Consider the following 18,194-nt stretch of genomic DNA (forward strand, 5'->3'; position numbering starts at 1 on the left):
GGCCGGCGCAATGCCGGCCGTTGTCAATACAAGTTCCGTATCACTTCAACAACGCGACAGGTTTTTACTCGTCCTGCTACCCTCCGGATATACAACCGCGGTGTGGAACCCGGTGCCAGGCAGTGTTTTCGCAGCCTGCGAATTCGCTTATTTATTTCAAAGGGTAAGGTCATGACAGTAGAAACCCATCCATCCCGATTCAGCGTGACGTCGGCGGTGTTCAATTTGCTCGACCCGATACCGTTCGGGTTTTTCGTGGGCGCGCTGATTTTCGACGTCATCTATGCCAAAACCGCCAATGTGTTCTGGATGAAGAGTGCCGCCTGGCTGATCAGCATCGGGCTGGTGTTCGCGATCCTGCCCCAGCTGATCAATCTCGGCCGGGTCTGGTTCGGAAAGAACCGGGTCCGCGTCCGCGGCGAGAAAATCAATTTCTGGCTCAACGTGATCGCCATCGTGGCCGCGCTGATCAACGCCTTCGTGCACAGCCGGGACGCCTGGGCGGTGATGCCCGCCGCCGTCTGGCTGTCGATCGCGACGGTGCTCGCAATGGGACTGGGGAGAATCATCCTGGCTGGGGAACAAACGCATATTCAAGGAGTCAGGCCGTGATCAAGCATAAGCAAGGGTGGTGGAATGCGCTGGGCCTGGTGGCCGTTTCTTCGCTGGTATTGACTGGCTGCGGAGACAAGGAAAGGGTGGATCCCGCCAAGCAGGTCGGCGCCAATCCGGTGCTGCCGAAAGCGCAGGATTTCATGGTGCCGCCGATGCAGGTGCCCGACGGCGTGGGCTGGAAAGGCGATGCCGCGCCCAAGGTCCTTGCCGGGCTGAAGATCGAAAAGATCGCGTCCGGACTCCTGCATCCGCGCACGCTGCTGGTCCTGCCGAACGGGGACGTGCTGGTCGTGGAAGGAAACGGTCCCGGCGAGGAAGCCGTGACCACGCCGAAACAGGTCATCGCCGGCATGGTCAAAAGCAAATCGGGCAAGGGCGGCAAGGGCGGCAACCGCGTCACCCTGCTGCGCAAGAAGCCCGGCGGCAGCGGCGAGTGGGAACAGCACGTCTACATCGACAAGCTGCACTCGCCATTCGGCATCCAGCTCGTCGGCGACACCTTATATGTGGCGAACACCGGCAATATCATGAAGTATCGCTATACCCCGGGAGAGACCAGGATGTCCGACCCGGGCACCGAGCTGGGCGACCTGCCGAGTACCGTCAACCACCACTGGACCAAAGCGCTGCTGGCCAGTCCCGATGGGCGCAAGCTGTATGTCGGCAGCGGTTCGAACAGCAATATCACGGAAAACGGCATGGAGGTGGAATACCGGCGCGCCGCCGTGCTGGAAGTCGATACCGCAACCGGCGGCAGCCGTGTGTTTGCCTCGGGCCTGCGCAATCCGACCGGGCTGCAGTGGGAACCGACTTCCGGAAAACTCTGGGCCATCGTCAACGAGCGCGACGAAATCGGCGCGGACCTGGTTCCCGACTATATGACCTCGGTCCAGGAAAAGGGTTTTTATGGCTGGCCTTACAGCTATTTCGGCCAGCACGTCGACCACCGCGTCATGCCGCAGCGGCCGGACCTGGTCGCGAAAGCGATCAAGCCGGATTACGCCCTGGGGTCGCACGTGGCCGCACTCGGACTGCTGTTTTATACCGGGAACGGGCTGCCGCAGTATAAGGGCGGCGCATTCGTCAGCGAGCACGGCAGCTGGGATCGCTCGCCGCTGAGCGGTTATCAGATCGTGTATGTGCCGTTTGCAAACGGCATGCCGTCCGGGCCGGCGCAGCCGGTCGTGACCGGCTTCCATTCGGCTGACGAAAAATCCCTGTTCGGTGCGCCGGTCGGGTTGGCCCAGGATGCGGAAGGGGCCTTGCTGTTTGCGGACGATGTGGGGAATGTGATCTGGCGGGTGACGGCGGCCAGGTAATATTTGCGTTTCGACCGGTCAGGCGCCGCAGCGCGTTACGCGGGCGCCGTCGGCCGTCGTGCACCGTAGGGTGGGCTCTTGAGCCCACGCGTTCGTGCCGCTCCGCAGTCCCACCATTCTTATAAACGACAACGGCGGCGCAGAGATGACTCTCTGCGCCGCCGTTTGCTTTACCGATTAACGATTACTCGTAATCGCTGATCGGCGCACAACCGCAGAACAGGTTGCGGTCGCCATACACGTTATCCGCACGGCCGACCGGCGGCCAGTACTTCTTCTTGCGCAGCGAGGCGACCGGGAAGGCCGCCACTTCGCGCGAATAGGTGTGCTGCCAGTCGTCGGCCGTCACCACTTCCGCCGTGTGCGGCGCGCCCTTGAGCGGGTTGTCCATCTTGTCGTACTCGCCGCGCTCGACCTTGACGATCTCGGCATGGATCGTGATCATCGCCTCGATGAAGCGGTCGATCTCGATCTTCGACTCCGACTCGGTCGGCTCGATCATCAGCGTGCCCGGCACCGGGAAGCTCATGGTCGGGGCGTGGAAGCCGAAGTCCATCAGGCGCTTGGCCACGTCTTCGTTCGAGATGCCGGTCTTGTCCTGCAGCGGACGCAGGTCGATGATGCACTCGTGCGCAACCAGGCCGTCGTGGCCGGTGTACAGCACCGGGTAGTGCGGCGCCAGGCGGCGTGCGATGTAGTTGGCATTCAGGATGGCCGTTTCGGTCGCATTCGTCAGGCCCTCTGCGCCCATCATCGCGATGTACATCCACGAGATCGGCAGGATCGAGGCCGAGCCGTAGGCCGCGGCGCTGACCGCGCCGATGCCGTCTTCGCTGCGCACATAGCCGGTCGAACGCTGGTTCGGCAGGAACGGGGCCAGGTGGGCGCCGACGCCGATCGGACCGACGCCAGGACCGCCGCCGCCGTGCGGAATGCAGAAGGTTTTGTGCAGGTTCAGGTGGCTGACGTCGCCGCCGAAGGCGCCCGGCGCAGCCACGCCGACCAGCGCGTTCATGTTGGCGCCGTCGATGTAGACCTGGCCGCCGTGTGCGTGGACGATCTCGCACAGTTCCTGGATGCCTTCTTCGAAGACGCCGTGGGTGGACGGGTAGGTCACCATCACGCAGGCGAGATTCGCGCTGTGCTGCTCGGCCTTCTTCTTCAGGTCGGCGAGATCGACGTTGCCGTTCTCGTCGCAGGCCGTCACCACGACCTGCATCCCGACCATGTTGGCCGATGCCGGGTTGGTGCCGTGCGCCGAGGACGGGATCAGGCAGATATTGCGATGGCCTTCGCCGCGCGACTGGTGGTATTTCTGGATCACCAGCAGGCCCGCGTATTCGCCCTGCGAGCCGGCGTTCGGCTGCAGCGAAATGGCGGCATAGCCGGTGACGGCGCACAGCATGTCTTCCAGCTGGGAGATCATCTCGCGGTAGCCGACGGTCTGCTCGTCCGGGGCGAACGGGTGGATGTTCGAGAACTCGGGCCAGGTGACCGGGATCATCTCGGACGTCGAGTTCAGCTTCATCGTGCACGAACCGAGCGGGATCATGGTGCGGTCGAGCGCCAGGTCCTTGTCGGCCAGCGAGCGCAGGTAGCGCAGCATCTCGTGCTCGGCGTGGTAGCGGTTGAAGGTCGGGTGGGTCAGGAAGGCGCTGGTGCGGCCCAGGGCCGACGGGAAGGCCTCCACTGCATCCTTGTCCAGGGTTTCGACCTCGGGCGTGGCCTGGCCGTTGGCGAAGACCGAGAACAGCAGGGCGATGTCTTCGCGGGTCGTCGTTTCGTCCAGGGACAGGCCGACGTGCCGGTCGTCGACGCGGCGCAGGTTGACGCCGGCTTCGTTCGCGGCGACGTGCAGTTCGGCGGCGCGATCGGTCGCGATGGTCAACGTGTCGAACCAGGTCTCGTTGGCCAGCTGGTAACCCATCTGCTTCAGGCCAGCTGCCAGGATGCCGGTCATGCGGTGCACGCGGCGGGCGATGCGGGTCAGGCCCTGCGGGCCGTGGTAGACCGCGTACATGCCGGCCATCACGGCCAGCAGCACCTGGGCGGTGCAAATGTTCGAGGTCGCCTTTTCGCGGCGGATATGCTGTTCGCGGGTCTGCAGCGCCAGGCGCAGCGCCGACTGGCCTTGCGCGTCGACGGTGACGCCGACCAGGCGGCCGGCCATCGAGCGCTTGAATTCGTCGCGGGTGGCGAGGTAACCAGCGTGCGGGCCGCCGAAACCGAGCGGCACGCCGAAGCGCTGGCTGTTACCGACGACCACGTCCGCGCCCCATTCGCCCGGCGGCGTCAGGACGGTCAGGGCCAGCAGGTCGGCCGCGACGACGATCATCGCGCCGGCCGCATGCAGCTTCTCGCAGGCCACGCGGTAGTCGCGCACTTCGCCGTTCACGCCCGGGTATTGCAGCAGCACGCCGAAGCAGGTTTCATCGAGCTTTTCGACGTCGCTTGCTGCGATGGTGCGCACTTCGACGCCGATCGGCTCTGCGCGCGTGCGGATCACTTCCAGCGTCTGCGGCAGCACGTCGTCGGCCACGTAGAACACCTTCGAGGCCGACTTGCCGACGCGCTGGATCAGCGTCATCGCTTCGGCGGCGGCCGTGCCTTCGTCCAGCATCGACGAGTTGGCGATGCCCATGCCGGTCATGTCGGTGATCATCTGCTGGAAGTTCAGGATCGCTTCCAGGCGGCCCTGCGAGATCTCCGGCTGGTACGGGGTGTAGGCGGTGTACCAGGCCGGGTTTTCGAAGATGTTGCGCAGGATGACAGGCGGGGTGTGGGTGCCGTAATAGCCCTGGCCGATGACCGACTTCATGACCTTGTTCTTGGCGGCGATGCTTTTGAGCTTGGCGAGCGCAGCCTGTTCCGGCAGCGGCTCGAAGAACTGCCCCAGGTCGAGCTTGTCCTTGCGGCGGATGTTGGCGGGAACGACCGCGTCGATCAGCGCGGCGCGCGATGCGTAGCCGAGGGTCGACAGCATGGCCGCTTCTTCCGAAGACGAGGGGCCGATGTGGCGCGGGATGAAGGAATCGCGGGCTTCAAGTTGGGTGAGGCTGGTGCGGGTCATGGTGTGGGCCAAAAAGAGGAAGACGGGGGACGGGCAGGGCCGGCCGGACGAAAGGGGGATTCGGTATTGCGGCGTGCGGCGCAAGGCTGCGCCGCACAGGTTTGTCGATATCAGTTGCCGGTCGATTTGCCGTAGGCGTCGGCGTCCATCAGGGCGTCGTAGGCGCCGGCGTCGGTCGGCTTGAGCTTGAACAGCCAGGCGGCGAAGGCGTCGGTATTGATCGAGTCCGGCGCATCGGCGGTCGCCTGGTTGACTTCGGTGACGGTGCCGGCGACCGGTGCGTAGATGTCGCTGGCAGCCTTGACCGATTCGACCACGGCGGCGTCCTGGCCGGCCGTGAGAGCCTTGCCGACCTGCGGCAGTTCGACGAACACGATATCGCCCAGCGCGTCCTGCGCGAAGTCGGTGATGCCGACGGTCAGGGTGCCGTCTGCTTCGCGGCGGACCCACTCGTGGGACTCGGTGTATTTCAGGTCGGTTGGGATGTTCATGTAATCAGGCTCCAGGGTGGATGGTGGCGATATTATAGAGGTTCGTATTCTTCAGGCGGCGAGGACTTTGCCGTTGCGAACGAAGGGCAGCTTGACCACGGTGGCGGCCAGCTTCTTGTCGCGGATCTCGACATGCACGGTGTCGCCGATCGCGACGTCCATCGGCACGCGGGCGAGGGCGATCGCCTGCTGCATCGAGGGGCTGAAGGTGCCGCTGGTGATTTCGCCCGTCGCGCCGGACGCGGCGATCACTTTCTGGTGGGCGCGCAGGATGCCGCCTTTTTCGCGCAGGATCAGGCCCAGGAATTGTGCGTTCTGGCCCTTGGCCTGCAGCGCCGCCTTGCCGATGAAGTCGCGCTCGGAGACCAGGTCGATGGTCCAGGCCAGGCCCGCGTCGAGCGGGTTCACGCTCTCGTCCATGTCCTGGCCGTAGAGGTTCATGCCCGCTTCCAGGCGCAGCGTGTCGCGCGCACCCAGGCCGGCCGGCTTGACGCCGGCGGCGACCAGCGCGTTCCACAAAGCCTCGACCTGGGTGGCCGGCACGCCGATCTCGAAGCCGTCTTCGCCGGTATAGCCAGTGCGTGCGACCATCGCCTCGCCGAAGGCCGTGTCGGGAACGATCGCGACATTGAAGGGCTTCATGTCCTGCGAGGCGGCTTTCGCGGTCGGCAGCACTTCCCATACCTTGGCGCGTGCGTTCGGGCCCTGTACGGCGACCAGGGCGATTGCCTTGTCACCGTCGCGGCGTCCGGTGATCGTCAGGCCGCTGTTGGTCGCGTCGTTCTGCTGGCGCATCCATGCGATATCCTTCTCGGCGGTGCCGGCGTTGACGACCAGGCGGAACCAGTCTTCGCGGAAGAAGTAGACGATCAGGTCATCGATCACGCCGCCCTCGGGGTTCAGCATGCACGAGTAGAGCGCCTTGCCCGGGACCTGCAGCTTGTCGACGTTGTTTGCCAGCAGGCCGCGCAGGAAAGGACGTACATTCGCGCCTTCCAGGTCGACCACGCACATGTGCGAGACGTCGAACATGCCGGCATCTTGCCGGACGGCGTTGTGCTCTTCGATCTGCGAGCCGTAGTTGACGGGCATGTCCCAGCCGCCGAAATCGACCATCTTGGCGCCGAGTGCGCGGTGTGCGGAGTTGAGCGGGGTCGCTTTGAGCGTCATGGAATCCTCAGGGCAGAATAATAGGGTGCCGCCACGCCGGCAATGCCGTTGCGTGGGCTGCGCGCCCCTCTGTCCTTGGTACCTGAGAGATAGCGGATGAGTTGATATTGAACTCCGCCTGCCCCTTCGGTGGGCCTGTGCTGCAGGCCGCTCTCCAGAGTGTGGCCTTCGCGCGCCGCGCGACGACCCCTGACCGGTCCTTTTGCCTGAGAGTTTTTGGGTGATGCCCCTTCGGCGGCCGCGTGTCGCGACGCTCTCCCGATCAAGACTGTGGAGAATATGTCACCCTCTGCCCGCTGTCAATCTTGGCAGGCCGAATTAGCGCCCCGCAGCGGACGGTTCAGCCTCCCCGGGTGCCCGCGCACCGTTGGAGGGCGTGCGCGCAGGCTTTTTCCTCGATTTGTTAAACTGGGGACCACACTTTGCGGGGCATAACAAGACTATGAGCGAAGATCAAGCAAAACACAGCAAGGAAGCGTGGTTCACCCTGTCGGGCGACGTCAACAGCGACATGGTGCACCGGGTGTTCGAAGCAGTCGGCCACATGACCGAGGACGGCATCGAGACGGCCCACGTGCTGGTGCAGTCGAACGGCGGCTATGTCAGCGACGGCCTGTGCCTGTACAACTTCATGTCGAAGTCGCCGATCGAGTTCGTGATGTACAACGGCGGGGCGGTCGCCTCGATCGCCGTCATCATGTACCTGGCGGGCACGCGCCGTTACGCCAGCGAAACGGCCCGTTTCATGGTGCACAAATCGCATGCGACGGCCTCGCCCGGCTCGCGGCCCGATGCGCTCAACATCATCGTCGAGGGCCTGCGGGCGGACGATGCGCGCACCGAGTCGATCCTGCGCAAGCACGTCGAGCTGACGCCGGAGCAGTGGGCCATCCACCAATACTCCGACCTGCACCTGAACTCGCGCGACGCCAAGACCGCCGGCATGATCAACGACGTCGCCGATTTCACGCCGCCCAAGGGCGCTGTCCTTCGCAACATCTGATTGCGCAAGCTCCGAGCAAGCCGGTCCGGCAGGGGCGGCACCAGCATGCGTCGGTCTGGCCGATATAGGCCGGTGTCGGCCTTTGTTTTGCCTGTCGCTCGCATGAGTCGATTATTTATTGTCGAGATAACCCGGCAATAAGGCAATGCGCGCAAACCCGGTAATAAGCTGATTATATTGCCGAGTAATTGGCGAATAGCCGCGGCACATAAAAAAAGAGCCCGGATCGCAATACTGCGCCAGGCTCTTTTATTTCACCGCCGCTTCAATCGGCGATGCGGGACGAATTACTTCTTTCCGTCGTTCTTGTGGCTTTGACGGCCGGCTTCGGCGTGCTGTTCAGGCGTGCCGCCGCGCATGCCCGAGCCGCTGCCCGAACGCGAGCCCGAGCCGGAACCCGACTGCTTGTTGCCGTCGTTCTTGTGGCTCTGGCGGCCGGCTTCGGCGTGCTGCTCAGGGGAGCCGCCGCGGGTGCCCGAGCCGGAGCCGGAACGCGAACCCGAGCCCGAACCGGACTGCTTGTTGCCATCGTTCTTGTGGCTCTGACGACCGGCTTCCGCGTGCTGCTCAGGGGTGCCACCTTGCGTGCGCTTTTGATTCGAGGCCATGATTATTTCCTTTCAAAGTTGAAATGATCCTGCTCGCCGAACTACCGGGTTTATTCAGCAGTTGTATTCGGTGTTGCAATCATGCGAGCCCTACTGTTGAATCGGTATCGGATGACCGCCTGAGCCCGTGTAGGAAGTTTTCCTACATATTGAAAATAATCGATGTCGCGAATACTTCAATGTTTTTGTTAGCGATTTTTTAAAGGCGCTGTTCGCGTTAAGTGTGGAATCTTCTTGAACGGCTGAGGTCCAAATGAGACTTCACCGGAGAGGAGGTTCGCATGCAAGCACGCAAGTTCGAGCACTTCCTGAAGAACCTGGCGGCGCTGACCCGGCGCCAGCGCGAACGGCTGCTCGGCCTGCTGCTGCCGACGGTCAAGCTCGATCGGACGGTGGACGCCATCGAACAGGCGGCAGCACCGCAACTTGCCTGTCCCGGGTGCGGCTCGAATCGCTTCCACAAGCACGGTCGCGCCAACGGCCTTCAACGCTTTCGTTGCCGCGCTTGCGGGAGGACCTGCAACGCGCTCACGGGCACGCCGCTGGCGCGCCTGCGCCACAAAGGGCGCTGGCTCGATTACCTGGGCGGCATGCTCGACTCGCACAGCATCCGGCGCAGCGCCGCGCAGCTCGGCGTCGCCGGCGCCACCAGCTTTCGCTGGCGCCACCGTTTTCTCGCCCTCACTCAAAACGACCGACCCCAGCGCCTGGCCGGGATCGCCGAGGCCGACGAGATGTATGTGCTCGAATCACACAAAGGTTCCCGCTCGCTCGATCGACCTCCACGCAAGCGCGGCGGCAAAGCGACAAAACGCGGTATTTCAAAGGAACAGATGTGCATTCTGGTCGCCCGCGACCGGACCGGTCAGACGCTCGACTGGGTTCCCGGCAAGGGGCCGGTGACGCAGGCGCAATTGCACCAACATTTGAAAGTGCGACTGGAGCCGGACGTGTTGCTGGTGACGGACGCCCATGCGGCGTACCGGCATTTCGCACGCGAAGCCGGTATCACCCATGAAGCGGTGAACTTACAGGCGGGAATCCGGGTGCGCGGCGCGATCCACGTCCAGAATGTGAACGCCTATCACAGCCGCCTGCGCGGCTGGCTGCAGCCGTTTCGCGGGGTTGCCAGCCGTTACCTCGGCAACTATCTCGGCTGGCGCTGGGCGCTCGACGGCGCTCGCGTCAAGTCGTCGGAGGCTTTGCTGCGAGCGGCAATCGGCATATTCCACACTTAACGCGAACAGCGCCTTTTTAAAACTCCTCCCAGTCCATATCCGCTTTGGTGGCGGGGCGGCGAATCGGCGTGACGGTTTTCGGCGTAACAGGGGCGGCGAACTTTGCCGCGCTCTTGCGCGGCGCCGGCGCGGGTTTCGGCGCGACCGGCAGTGTGCGCACGGTCGCGGGACGCGCCGGCGCCGCGTCCGCCGGGGCCTGCGCCGCGAGCACGAAGCCGCCCGTCGCCCGCGTCAGGGCCGCCGCCTGTTCGCGCACCGCGGCGGCGGCGGCGGCCGACTGTTCGACCAGGGCGGCGTTCTGCTGGGTCGCCTGGTCCATCGCCGCGATCGCGCCGTTGACCTGCTCGATGCCGGCGGTCTGCTCGGCGCTGGCGGCGGCGATCTCGCCGATGATATCGGTGACGCGCTTGACGCTGCCGACCACTTCGTCCATCGTGCGCCCGGCCTTGTCGACCAGCAGGGTGCCGGCGTCGACCTTGGCCACCGAATCGTCGATCAGGGCCTTGATTTCCTTGGCCGCGGCGGCCGAGCGCTGCGCCAGGCTGCGCACTTCGGAGGCGACGACGGCGAAGCCGCGCCCCTGTTCGCCCGCGCGCGCCGCTTCCACGGCGGCGTTCAGGGCCAGGATATTCGTCTGGAAGGCGATGCCGTCGATCACGCCGATGATCTCGGCGATACGCTTCGAGGAGTCGTTGATCGAGGCCATCGTGCCGACCACGTCGCTGACGACGGCGCCGCCTTTCACCGCGACTTCGGAGGCCGACAGCGCGAGCTTGCTGGCCGTGTGCGCCGAGTCGGCGTTCTGGCGTACGGTGGCGGTCAGTTCTTCCATCGAGGAGGCGGTCTCTTCCAGCGAGGCGGCCTGCTGCTCGGTGCGGCCCGAGAGATCCAGGTTGCCGCTGGCGATTTCGGTGGTCCCGCTCACGATGCCGGCGGCGCCCGCGCGCACCTCGCCGATCATGCCGGTCACCCTGCCTGCCATCGTGGCCAGGGCCGCCATCAGGGCGCCGGCCGCGCCCGCGGTGGAAGCGGGCGCGCGCACCCGCAGGTCGCCTTCGGCCACGCGGCGCGCCACCATCAGCGCTTCGTGCAGCGGCCGGTTCGCCTCGCGCACAAGCCAGGCGGCCAGCAGGCTTGTGACGACCAGGCCCACGCCCAGGCAGAGCAGGGCGCTGCCGCGCAGCGCGATGGCCGCCTCGCCCGTCTGCGCCAGCAGCCAGGACATGGAGGCCGCGCCAAGTACGAACAGCAGCGCGAATGCGCCAACGATCTTGAACCTGGTGTCGAGCTGACGAATCTGTTTCATGGAAGCTTCCTCGGGGCGGGATGGGAAAGGGGGACCTTGTTATGTTAGGGAAACAAAAAGAGCGGCGTTTGCGTCAGCGCAAGCTAAAGTGTCCGATAGGAAATGCCGTCAACGAATGAAGCCGGAGCGCCACAGCGAAAGGTGGGGTTTAAATTCACGCCTTACTATTGCCATTCGGAAATAATGTGCAACAATGACGTGTCGGCGCCGCTGCGCCACAGGAAGAACAAGCCCATGGCCCACGCCGCCAACGATCTCGCCAGCCCGAAAGCGTCTGCGCCCCCGCGCGAGGTGCTGGCCGAGCTCGTGCGCGAGGCCAGCGCCGGGGCGAACGAGCAATTGGGTGCGATGGTGAACCGGTTGGCGGCGGCGATGGCCGACATGACCACGGCCGGGCTCGAACCCCAGGCAGCCTACCGCCGCGCCAGGGCCGGCCAGCTCCTGAAAAACAATAGCTATGCTTTCGTGCACCTGGCCGGCGAAGCGGTCGAGCGCGCCCTGCGCGAGGCCATCGACGAGCTGGTGCCCGGCGCCAGGAGCAGGGCCGAGGCCATCTCGCTGAGCCTGGTGCCGATGGAAGTCATGGATACCCAGGTCGCCTTCGGCACGCTGTGCCGCCCCTTCGAGATCGCGCATTCGGAGCTGCTCGCCAGCCTGTGCGTGCGGATCGGCCTGCTGCTCGGGCGCGACCCGCTGCGCCCCGGCCAGAATCCCTTCCGCCCCGAAGTCTTCCTGAGCGCCATCCACGATGCCTGGCGTGCCTTTACCCCCGAGCAGGACGACCACCCGCTGCTGTTGCCGCTCCTGCGCCCCGAACTGTTCCTCGACCTGGCGCCGCTGTTCGAGGCCCTCGATGCCGCCTTGCGCGCTCGCAGCAAGGGTGCGCGCGAGCGTTTTCACATCAGCAAGACGCTCGAGACGGGGCGGGCACGCCGTCCGGGCATGGACGCGGCGCTCGCCCAGCAACTGCGCAGCCTGCTCGCGGGCGACGGTGAGGGCGCCGCCGCGCTGGTGCCGGACCTGCCGAATATGCCGCAAGGGAATGGATGGCGGCCGAGTTCGGCGACCGGCTTCGGCGCTGCGCCGCTGCATGCCGCTGCCGCCGGTTCTCCGGCGCCCGCAACGGCGCAGCCGATGACGCGAGGCGCGCACGGCCCGGCCGCCACCACCGCCTATCCCGGCTTCGCCGCCCCGACGGGCGCCGTCGCCGCGCCGGGCGCAGGCTTTGGCCAGCAGGGCGCGCTGCTCGGGCTGCTGGCCGGACTCCAGCTTCCCGCAGCGCCGGCGGGCGCCGCGGGCGCCTCGCCGGCTGCTTCCAATAACATTTTCTACCTCCCGCGCTTCAAGCAGAGCCTGCCCCAGGGTTCCCTGTCGCGCGGCGAAGAGCATACCCTCGATCTGCTGTCGCGCATCTTCGAGACCGTCCTGCTCGACGACAGCATCCCGGCCGAGACCCGTGAACTGATCCGCTTCCTGCAGGTGCCGGTGCTGAAAGCGGCGCTGCTCGACCAGGACTTCTTCTTCGAGGAAGCCCACCCGGCGCGGCGCATGATCGACCTGCTGTCGAACATGGGCTGGGAGGGCCGCAAGGGCGCCGACGATCCGGTGATGCAGGCCATGCAGCGCGGCGTCGAGCGCATCGGGCGCGAGGCCGACGCCCAGCCGGCCGCCTTTGCCGAGGCCGTGGCCGAACTCGAAGCCCAGCTGGAAGTCGAGGAGCGTGCCGCCGAGGAGGCGATCGCCGCCCCCATCGCCCGCGCCACGAAAATCGAAAAACAGACCGTGGCCGCCCGTTCGGCGCGCCAGGCGGTGCGGGTGCGCGTGGCCGACGGCGAACTGGTGGGCGTGGTTTCGAGCTTTCTCGAACAGCGCTGGGTCGACGTGCTGACCTTCGCTTACCTGATCGAGGAAGAGCGCCCCGGCGCCCTGAAGAACGCCACCCGGACGATGGACGAGCTGGTCTGGACGGTGAAGCCGAAAGCGACCCAGGAACAGCGCCGGGCGCTCATCGCCAAGCTGCCGGGACTGCTCACCGCGCTCAACAAATGGCTCGATGCGGTCAACTGGCGCGACGCCGAGCGCCTGCAGTTCTTTGCCGAACTGGCGAAATGCCACCTGTCCATCGTGCGTGCGCCGCTCGAGGTGTCGCCGGAACGCCAGCTAGAAATCGCGGTCGAGGCGGCCCAGCAGGACGCCTTGCGCCGCATTGCCCAGGAAGCTGCCGCCGAGGAAGACGCGCCGCCGCAGGATACTGCCGCCGGCATGGTCGACGCCCTGGAGCGCGGCGCGCGCCTCGAGTTCAGGCAGCCGGACGGCAGCGTGCGCAAGCTCAAGCTGGCCTGGGTCAGCCCGCTGCGCTCGCTCTTCATTTTCTCGGGCGGCCTGCGCCAGGAAGCCTTTTCGCTGCCCGCCGAGAAGCTGGCCGAGGGGCTGCGCGCCGGGGCGATCCGGGTCGCCGCGCTCGATGGCGTGGTCGGCCGCGTGCTGACCGAGGCGATGCAGGCGGTGAACGATCCGGGCGCCGGATCGCCCCCCGCGCGCGCCGCCGGTTGAGCCGCTTTTCCCTCCCGTCACAGACTGCCGGCCGCCGCAAGGCCGGGTTTGCCGTTTTGTACCCAAACTTGGCCGAAAAGCAAGCAACAGATGGTATGATGCGACCTTTATCGATTCCCGAGTAACCGAACCAAGGTGCGACTATCCTCCATTAAATTGTCGGGATTTAAGTCCTTCGTCGATCCCACCAATTTCCAGGTGCCTGGGCAGCTGGTTGGCGTGGTCGGCCCGAATGGCTGCGGCAAGTCGAACATCATCGACGCCGTACGCTGGGTGCTGGGCGAATCGAAAGCGTCCGAACTGCGCGGCGAGTCGATGCAGGACGTGATCTTCAACGGCTCGACCCACCGCAAGCCCTCGGGGCGGGCCTCGGTCGAACTCGTGTTCGACAACAGTCTCGGCAAGGCTGCCGGGCAGTGGGGCCAGTACGGCGAGATCGCGGTCAAGCGCACTCTCACGCGCGACGGCACATCCACCTATTACATCAACGGCCAGCCGGTGCGCCGACGCGACATCCAGGACATCTTCCTCGGCACCGGCCTCGGTCCGCGCGCCTACGCCATCATCGGCCAGGGCATGATCGCGCGCATCATCGAATCGCGTCCGGAAGAACTGCGCGTCTTCCTCGAGGAAGCGGCGGGCGTCTCGAAGTACAAGGAGCGGCGCCGCGAAACCGAAAACCGTTTATCCGATACCCGCGAAAACCTGCTGCGCGTCGAAGACATCCTGCGCGAGCTGAACGCCAACCTCGACAAGCTCGAAGCCCAGGCGGCGGTCGCCAACCGTTTTCACCAGCTGCAGGCGGACCAGGAAGAAAAGCAGAAGCTGCTCTGGCTGCTGCGCAAGAACGAAGCCAAGGCCGAACAGACCCGCTATTTCCGCGAGATGGAAGAAGCGCAGAACAGCCTGGAAGAACAGACCGCAAAGCTGCGCAACGTCGAACTCGAACTCGAACACCTGCGCCAGCACCATTTTGCGGTAGGCGATCGCCTGCACACGGCGCAGGGCGCGCTGTACCAGACGAACTCGGAAATCGGCAGCCTGGAAGCGCAGATCAAGTTCGTGATCGAGTCGCGCACCCGCCTGCAGAACCAGCTCGGCACGCTCACCGCACAGCGCGACCAGTGGCTCGCGCAGGCGCAGGAATACGAAGAGCAGATCGAAGAGGCGACGTACAAGGTCGAGGAACTCGCGGCGCGCGCGGAAGGCGCCCAGATCGCGGTCGAGGCGCAGAACGAGCGCCTGCCGGAACTCGATATGGCCTGGCGCGAAGCCCAGCGCCGCGGTGACGAAGCGCGCGCCCGCATCGGCGAAGTGCGCCAGCGGATCGAACTGGCCGCCGCGCACGGACGCAATGCCGGCAACATCCTGAACGGTCTCGCCACCCGGCGCGAGCGCCTGCAGCTTGAAAAGAAGTCGCTGGCGCCGCCGGACAGCGCGCACCTTGCCAACCTGCGCCTGCAGCTGGAGGAAAAACAGGAGGCGCTGGAAGAGCAGACCCTGCTGCAGGAAGAAGCTGCGGCCCTTCAGGACGCTGCCGAGACCGAGCGCCGCGAAGCGCAAGCCGCCGCGCAGTCGGAGGCAGCGAAGAACGCCCAGCTGGAGGCGCGCCTGGCGGCCTTGAAGCAGATGCAGGACCGCGTGCAAACCCAGGGCAAGGTCACGCCCTGGCTGCGCAAGCACGAACTCGAGACGCTGCCGCGCCTGTGGCAGAAGGTGCAGGTCGAGGAGGGCTGGGAGACGGCGCTGGAATCCGTGCTGCGCGAACGCGCCGGCGCCCTCGAACTCTCCAACATCGACTGGGCCAAGGCCTTTGTCGGCGATGCTCCTCCGGCCCGCCTGGCCCTGTATGCGCCGGCGCCGGGCGCGCCGGCGCCGGTCAACGCTCCCGGCCTGAAATCCTTCGCCAGCCTCCTGCTGCTGAACGACCCGGGCATACGCGGCGTACTGAACGACTGGCTGCACCTGGTGTTCGCCGCCGAGACGGCGACCGAGGCCTTTGCCGAGCGCGCGCGCCTGCCGCAGGGCGGCGCCTTCGTCACGCGCCAGGGCCACGTGATCACCGCGTCGAGCGTGCGCTTCTACGCGGCCGACGCCGAGCAGGACGGCATGCTGCAGCGCCAGCACGACATCGACAACACGGCCACGCAGCTGCGCGCCCAGGCCCTCTTGACGGACGATGCCCGTACCCGCGCCACCCGTGCCGACGCGGCCCTGACGGAACTGACGCGGCGCCTGCAGGATGCACGCGCGCGCATCGCCACCCTGCAGCGCGAAACCCATGCGCTGCAGATCGAGGTCGTGCGCCAGAACGAAGTCGAGTCGCGCTTCAACCAGCGCAGCAGCCAGATCGACGTCGACCTGGCCGAGATCGCGGCCCAGGAAGAAGAGCAGCGCATGGTCCAGCAGGAAGCGGAACAGCAATTCGAGCAGCTCGACATGGAACTGGCCGAATTGCAGGGCAGCTTCGAGGATGGCCAGACCCTGTTCCTGCAGCGCGAAGCGGCCCTGTCCGAGGCGCGCGACAAGCTGCGCGAACTCGAACGCGGCGCCCAGGAAGCGCTGTTCGCCGAAAAGACCGGCCGCGCGAAAATCGAGGAACTCCGGCGCAGCATCGCCACGGCCTCGCAACAGGCCGCGCAAGTGGCCGACTCGCTGGCGAACGGCCAGGCCGAGCTGGCGGCGCTGGAAAGCGGCACCGCCCACGAGGGCCTGCAGGAACTGCTGGATCGCAGGACGAACCAGGAAAAGGCGCTGTCGGACGCGCGTCATGAACTCGACCAGGTAGCGCAGCAGCTGCGCCATGCCGAGGAATCGCGCATGGGTTCCGAGCGCAGCCTGCAGCCGCAGCGCGACCGCATCACCGAGATGCAGCTGAAGGAGCAGGCCGCGCGCCTCAACCAGGAGCAGTTCGCCGAGGCCCTGGCCGCCACCGGCGCCGACGAGGCGGTGCTCGCCACCAAACTCGATCCGGAGCTGAAGCCGCAATACCTGCAGGGCGAGGTCACGCGCCTGACGAATGCGATTGCTGCGCTCGGCGCGGTCAACCTGGCCGCGGTCGAGGAACTGGCGACCGCTACCGAGCGCAAGCGTTTCCTCGATTCGCAGAACGCGGACCTGAACGAGGCGATCGCCACGCTGGAAGACGCGATCCGCCGCATCGACAAGGAAACGCGCGACCTGCTGCAGGACACCTTCGAGCGCGTGAACACGCATTTCTCGGAACTGTTCCCGATCCTGTTCGGCGGTGGCCAGGCAAGGCTCGTGATGACGGGCGACGAAATTCTCGATGCCGGCGTCCAGGTGATGGCCCAGCCGCCGGGCAAGAAGAACGCGACGATTCATCTGCTGTCGGGCGGCGAGAAGGCGCTGACCGCCACGGCACTCGTGTTTTCGATGTTCCGCCTGAACCCGGCGCCGTTCTGCCTGCTGGACGAGGTCGACGCGCCGCTGGACGACGCCAATACCGAGCGCTTCTGCCGCATGGTGAAGCGCATGTCGGAACATACCCAATTCCTTTTCATTTCGCACAATAAGATTGCGATGGAAATGGCCAATCAACTGATCGGTGTGACGATGCAGGAGCAGGGCGTATCGCGCATCGTGGCGGTGGACATGGAGTCCGCCACCCATTTCGCACAAGAGGCACAAGCAGCATGACAGACTTCCAAATGAGCCTGATCGCGGCGGGCGGCGTATTCGTCGTCGGCGTCATCACCTACAACAAGTGGCAGGAGCACAAGGCGAGGAAGAGCGTCGAGCGCGCCTTCGCTTCCGACCACGACGACGTCCTGATGCGTCCCGACGGCACGCCGGCCGAGCGCAGCGAACCGGTGCTCGATATCGGCGCCACGCCGTCGATGGGACCGGTCGAACCGGGCTTCGGCACCGGCGCCGCAACCGGCATTTCGGCATCAGGCGGCGGATCGGATGCTCCTGCCGCGCTGGAGCCGATTGCGCCCTTGCCCGGCACCATCCCCGGTACCAGCGCCGACACGCCGCCGGCCGAACTGGCCGAGAACCTGGTCGACCCGCTGATCGACTGCATGATCCCGCTGGCCCTCGATGGCGCGGCGCGCGGCGACAAGATCCTGCCGGCGCTGCAGAAGCTGCGCCGCGTCGGCAACAAGCCGATCCATTTCATCGGCCTTGCCATGAACGGCGACTGGGAACCGATCGTGCATGGCGGCGTCTACACCAAACTGCAGGCCGGCGTACAGATGGCCACGCGCACCACGGCCCTGAACGAACTCGAATATTCGGAACTCGTCACGCGCCTGCGCGCGGTGGCCGACGAAATCGGCGCCGAGCCGGAAGTGCCGGACATGATCGAAGTGATGAGCGAAGCGCGCACCCTGCACAAATTCGTCGCCGGCCACGATGCCCAGCTGGGCGTCAACCTGAAATCGAAGGGCACGCCATGGGCGATGTCGACCCTGATCGGGGCGCTGGAAAGCGCCGGCTTCGACGTGGGGCCAAGCGGCCGCTTCGCCATGCCCGACGGCGCCGGCGGTGTGCTGTTCACGCTGTCGACCAACGTGAACATGGGCGCCGACTCCACCGACCGCCTGACCCTGCTGCTCGACGTGCCTTGCGTGGCCCCGAGCCGGGACGGCTTCGGCGCGATGGTGAAGTGCGCGAAGGACCTGATGCTGCGCCTGGACGCGGCCATGGTGGACGATTTCGAGCAGCCGCTGCTCGACTCCACGCTGGAAGAAATCGCCGGCCAGGTGAAGGATTTCTATACCGAGATGGAAGCGGCCGACATCCCCGCCGGCTCGACCCGCGCGCTGCGCCTGTTCAGCTGAGGCCGCAGTGAGT

The 18,194-nt window shown here is 65.8% G+C and carries 12 protein-coding genes and 2 riboswitches; of the genes, 7 read left to right on the top strand and 5 right to left on the bottom strand.

The features are described from left to right. Positions 1 to 171: 171 nt before the first annotated feature. Together ACI48I_RS08385 and ACI48I_RS08390 are read left to right on the top strand one after the other, a co-directional pair. Complete coding sequence (locus ACI48I_RS08385; protein ID WP_498573883.1) at positions 172 to 612, top strand: DUF2231 domain-containing protein; 441 nt, start codon at positions 172 to 174, stop codon at positions 610 to 612. Next, entirely contained in the window at positions 612 to 1,934 is a 1,323-nt protein-coding gene (locus ACI48I_RS08390; protein WP_498573976.1) for a PQQ-dependent sugar dehydrogenase, read from the top strand. Before ACI48I_RS08385 ends, ACI48I_RS08390 begins: the two co-directional genes overlap by 1 nt. 184 nt (positions 1,935 to 2,118) lie before the next feature. On the opposite strand, the gene gcvP is transcribed toward ACI48I_RS08390, so the two are convergent. From gcvP to gcvT, 3 genes are all read right to left on the bottom strand, one after another. Further along, on the bottom strand, positions 2,119 to 5,004 hold the full coding sequence (gene gcvP / locus ACI48I_RS08395; protein ID WP_498573884.1) for an aminomethyl-transferring glycine dehydrogenase: 2,886 nt from the start codon (positions 5,002 to 5,004) through the stop codon (positions 2,119 to 2,121). A 110-nt stretch (positions 5,005 to 5,114) separates the two neighbouring features. Further along, positions 5,115 to 5,495, bottom strand: a complete 381-nt coding sequence (gene gcvH / locus ACI48I_RS08400; RefSeq protein ID WP_193685441.1) for a glycine cleavage system protein GcvH — start codon at positions 5,493 to 5,495, stop codon at positions 5,115 to 5,117. A gap of 51 nt (positions 5,496 to 5,546) precedes the next feature. Further along, the gene (gene gcvT, locus ACI48I_RS08405) at positions 5,547 to 6,665 is read right to left on the bottom strand and encodes a glycine cleavage system aminomethyltransferase GcvT (protein WP_498573885.1); all 1,119 of its coding nucleotides are present in this window, start codon (positions 6,663 to 6,665) and stop codon (positions 5,547 to 5,549) included. A 59-nt stretch (positions 6,666 to 6,724) separates the two neighbouring features. After that, positions 6,725 to 6,833, bottom strand: a riboswitch (glycine riboswitch). Between the two features lie 16 nt (positions 6,834 to 6,849). Beyond that, positions 6,850 to 6,936, bottom strand: a riboswitch (glycine riboswitch). Between the two features lie 171 nt (positions 6,937 to 7,107). Between gcvT and ACI48I_RS08410 the strand changes: the two genes are divergently transcribed. Continuing rightward, positions 7,108 to 7,668: an ATP-dependent Clp protease proteolytic subunit gene (locus tag ACI48I_RS08410; protein ID WP_193685443.1), complete on the top strand. Its 561-nt coding sequence runs from the start codon at positions 7,108 to 7,110 to the stop codon at positions 7,666 to 7,668. 287 nt (positions 7,669 to 7,955) lie between these two features. Here the strand turns inward: ACI48I_RS08410 and ACI48I_RS08415 are convergent, their stop codons facing one another. Beyond that, the gene (locus ACI48I_RS08415; RefSeq protein WP_193685444.1) at positions 7,956 to 8,276 is read right to left on the bottom strand and encodes a hypothetical protein; all 321 of its coding nucleotides are present in this window, start codon (positions 8,274 to 8,276) and stop codon (positions 7,956 to 7,958) included. Between the two features lie 281 nt (positions 8,277 to 8,557). Between ACI48I_RS08415 and ACI48I_RS08420 the strand changes: the two genes are divergently transcribed. Next, entirely contained in the window at positions 8,558 to 9,514 is a 957-nt protein-coding gene (locus ACI48I_RS08420) for an IS1595 family transposase (RefSeq protein WP_193685445.1), read from the top strand. A gap of 16 nt (positions 9,515 to 9,530) precedes the next feature. Here ACI48I_RS08420 and ACI48I_RS08425 read toward each other — a convergent pair whose 3' ends face one another. Beyond that, the gene (locus ACI48I_RS08425) at positions 9,531 to 10,820 is read right to left on the bottom strand and encodes a methyl-accepting chemotaxis protein (RefSeq protein WP_498573886.1); all 1,290 of its coding nucleotides are present in this window, start codon (positions 10,818 to 10,820) and stop codon (positions 9,531 to 9,533) included. Between the two features lie 183 nt (positions 10,821 to 11,003). Between ACI48I_RS08425 and ACI48I_RS08430 the strand changes: the two genes are divergently transcribed. From ACI48I_RS08430 to ACI48I_RS08440, 3 genes are all read left to right on the top strand, one after another. After that, the gene (locus ACI48I_RS08430) at positions 11,004 to 13,373 is read left to right on the top strand and encodes a DUF1631 family protein (RefSeq protein WP_498573887.1); all 2,370 of its coding nucleotides are present in this window, start codon (positions 11,004 to 11,006) and stop codon (positions 13,371 to 13,373) included. Between the two features lie 135 nt (positions 13,374 to 13,508). Next, a complete protein-coding gene (smc, locus tag ACI48I_RS08435; RefSeq protein ID WP_498573888.1) occupies positions 13,509 to 17,033 on the top strand; it encodes a chromosome segregation protein SMC in 3,525 nt (1,174 codons plus the stop codon). Continuing rightward, positions 17,030 to 18,181 carry a cell division protein ZipA C-terminal FtsZ-binding domain-containing protein gene (locus ACI48I_RS08440; protein WP_498573889.1) on the top strand — a complete coding sequence of 384 codons (1,152 nt, stop codon included), beginning with the start codon at positions 17,030 to 17,032 and terminating at the stop codon, positions 18,179 to 18,181. Before smc ends, ACI48I_RS08440 begins: the two co-directional genes overlap by 4 nt. The last annotated feature ends 13 nt before the right edge of the window (positions 18,182 to 18,194 follow it).

It is taken from the genome of Massilia sp. LXY-5 (genome assembly GCF_059801075.1).